This is a genomic window from Thomasclavelia sp., from assembly GCF_017889095.1.
Classification (GTDB): Bacteria; Bacillota_I; Bacilli_A; order Erysipelotrichales; family Coprobacillaceae; genus Thomasclavelia.
Genome location: NZ_JAGHEW010000187.1, coordinates 1 through 3,618 on the forward strand (window position 1 = coordinate 1; position 3,618 = coordinate 3,618).

Below are 3,618 nucleotides of genomic sequence, written 5' to 3' on the forward strand. Positions count from 1 at the left end.
AATCACTGAGATCCAACGTCCCATACTACAATATTCACTATCCATAACTATATATTTTTTCATTTTAATTTTCCTCCTTTAAACTTTTACCATTAGTGGTAATTACTTTTTGATACCAGTAAAATGAATCTTTTAGATATCTTTTTAAACTGCCATTTCCATAATCATCGCTATCGACATAAATAAAACCATATCTTTTTTTCATTTCCCCCGTTGAAATAGCAATTAAATCAATTGGTCCCCACATCATATAACCTAAAACAGGAATTCCATCTAATTCAATCGCTTTTTCTAATTCTTTTAAATGCGCTTTTAAATAAGCAATTCGATAATCATCATGAACCTTCCCATTTTCCAATTTATCAACCGCTCCTAAACCATTTTCAACGATCATTAGTGGTAATTGATAACGATCATATAAATAATTTAATGAATATCTGATTCCTTGAGGATCAATCGTCCAGCCCCAGTCACTTTTAGCTAAGAATTCATTTTTATAACCGGTATCTAAGCCATTCATCCCTTTTAAAATTCCTTTAGTTTTTTTACCGGTTACATGACTGCAGTAATAACTATAAGCAATAAAATCAACCGTTCCTTCCTTTAGGATTTCTAAATCACCATCAATAATCGGTAAAATAATATTTTCTCTTTCTAACTGTTTTAACTTATAATTAGGATAATATCCCCGACACTGAACATCAACATAAAACATCATTTGATGCATAAAATTCATCGTCGCAATCACATCATCAGGATGGGCACTATTGGCATAAGCAAAATGTCCACAATACATCATTCCTACTTTAATTTCCGGATTAATCTGGTGAGCTAATTTTACAGCTTTAGCACTGGCTAATAATTGATGATAAGCAGCAATCATTTTCGTTTTTTCATCAGTTTCTATTATACCACCAGCTACCCAAGGCTGGGTAGACATACAGTTGATCTCATTAAAAGTTAACCAGTATTTAACCCTATCTTTATAGCGGTTAAATAATACTTGTGCATAGCGCTGATAAAATTCAACAACCTGACGATTTTTCCAAGAACCATATTTTTGTAATCCTAGTGGTGTTTCAAAATGAGAAATAGTTACAATTGGTTCAATTCCATATTTTTCTAATTCATCAAAAATCGCATCATAAAACTGTAATCCTTGTTCATTAGGCACTAGTTCATCACCACTAGGAAAAATGCGACTCCATTGAATCGACATTCGATAAGCTTTAAAACCCATTTTCGCAAATAATTTAATGTCCTCTTGATAATGGGTATAAAAATCAATTGCCTGATGACTAGGATAATACTCATTATCTTCAATTGACTTTGTTATTTTTCTTTTTTTTACGTGGGATCCTAAAGTCATTACATCAGCCGTACTTAATCCTTTACCACCTTGTAAATAGGCACCTTCAATTTGATTACCAGCCGTTGCGCCACCCCATAAAAAATTATTAGGAAAACTCATTTTCATCACTCCTTTTCTTGACAATTACAATTTACTAAAAATAAAAAAACAGTTCAATTGCTGAACTGCTCTTTTAAAGGATGTTGTTAAAAGTTGATATTTTCATGCAACATTTTTGCAACACTGTTGCAAAATTATAAAGCTTTTAACACATATATTTTCGAATAATAATCACCATTAGTACCATCATAACCTTCATGATGTTCACCACTAGAACTGTCACTATTAATTAATCCTAAATTCATTAACTCATCACCATAATGATTACTATTAAGCAATGATACATGATAATAATAGTCTGGATTTAATCCCTGCAATTTTAAACGCCGATAACCCTGGTTTACTTCCTGTAAAGTTCGATAATAACCTACAATAGCTTCTTTTTGATCATCAGAAACAACCATCCAGGCAGTTTCGTTTCCATCAAAAGGACTAAGTAACCGATAAAAAGTTCCAAACTGCAATAGCTGACGATATTTTTTCATAAATTTAACTTGTTCAATTATTTTACTACGATCATGTTCACTTAATTGATTTAAATCTAATTCATAGCCAAAAGTCCCAAAATAAGCCACGTTAGCTCTAGTTTCAATTGACGGCAATCGATAAACCTGATGATTAGGAACTGTAGATACATGGCTACCAATGCTTGAAATTGGATAAACCATCGAAGTACCATATTGAATCTTCAATCTTTCAATAGCATCACTATCATCACTGGCCCAAGTCTGAGGTGCATAATATAACATACCTGGATCAAATCGAGCCCCACCACTAGCACAAGATTCAAATAAAATATTAGGATAATTGTCTATCAAACGCTGGTACAAACGATACACACCTAAAATATATTCATGCATCACTTTTCCTTGACTATCACTTTGATGACACGAAGAATATACTTCAGACATACAGCGATTCATATCCCATTTAATATAACGTAAATTAGCTTCATCAATTACTTTTTTCATCATGTGATAAATATAATCAACAACTTCAGGATTAGAAAAATCTAAAACATATTGATTGCGACCATGGCTTAAATGACGATTTGGAGTTGCTAATAACCAGTTAGGATGATTACGATATAAATTGGAATCAATACTAACCATCTCCGGTTCAAACCATAAACCAAAATCCAAGCCAAGCCCATTAATTTTTTTCGCTAAAGATTGCATTCCCTGTGGTAATTTATCAAGATTAACGACCCAGTCACCTAAACTGGATTTATCATCATTTCTTTTACCATACCAGCCATCATCCAACACTAATAATTCAATTCCTAATTGTTTTGCCTGCTTAGCTAAAGTTAAAATTTTTTCTTCATTAAAATCAAAATAAGTTCCTTCCCAGTTATTAATTAAAATTGGTCGAGGACGATCACGATAAATGCCCCGAACTAAGCGCTTTTGATATAATTGATGATAAGTTTGTGACATCAAATTTAAGCCCTGATCACTATAGACCATAACTACTTCAGGAGTTTGAAAATGATCGTTAGCATTTAAAGGCCAGCTAAAACAATGAGGATGAATTCCCATCATTATTCTTGATGTATTATAAGTATCAACTTCTACCTGCGCTAAAAAATTACCACTATAAACAAAACTAAAACCATACACTTCACCACTAAATTCATCCGTATTATTTCTTTTTAAGGCAATAAACGGATTATAATTGCTACTTGAACAGCCTCTTAAAGAATAAATAGCCTGGATGCCATGTTGTAATGCCCTTGTTTTTAAATGACGTTCTCTAGCCCAGGCCCCAGTAAGTTCTAACATCTGATAATTACTATCTGGTAAATCTAATGACATGCTCATTGCCTGATTTAAAACAAGTCGATTGGTCCCAAGATTTTCAAAATAAGCATTACGACAAATTACCGGTAAGGCTTCATAAATCGTATAATTTAAAACTATTTTAGTTTGAATCAAAGCATCAAACAAAGTAATCGATAAAGTTGTAGCTTCATCGTTATTTTCAACATAGGTTGCCGGTAAGTTTTCTAACTTTGCTTTCCCTGGTTTGATTTGATGACTTTGATATTTAAAATCAACGATACGACTGCCATTTTCTTGTAAAATATCAACAGCTGGTAACCGCATATCACCACTACCATAAACCGGATATTCTTGTTTAATATG

2 protein-coding genes are annotated in these 3,618 nt (G+C 32.5%); both read right to left on the bottom strand.

The window, feature by feature from the left end:
- Positions 1-64 precede the first annotated feature (64 nt).
- Positions 65-1,471, bottom strand: coding sequence for a glycoside hydrolase family 1 protein (locus J7M77_RS08055; RefSeq protein ID WP_296877319.1), 1,407 nt, complete (start codon positions 1,469-1,471; stop codon positions 65-67).
- Positions 1,472-1,605: 134 nt separating this feature from the next.
- Positions 1,606-3,618, bottom strand: a 2,013-nt coding sequence (locus J7M77_RS08060; RefSeq protein ID WP_296877320.1) for an alpha-galactosidase, incomplete at its 5' end; no start/stop codon positions are given.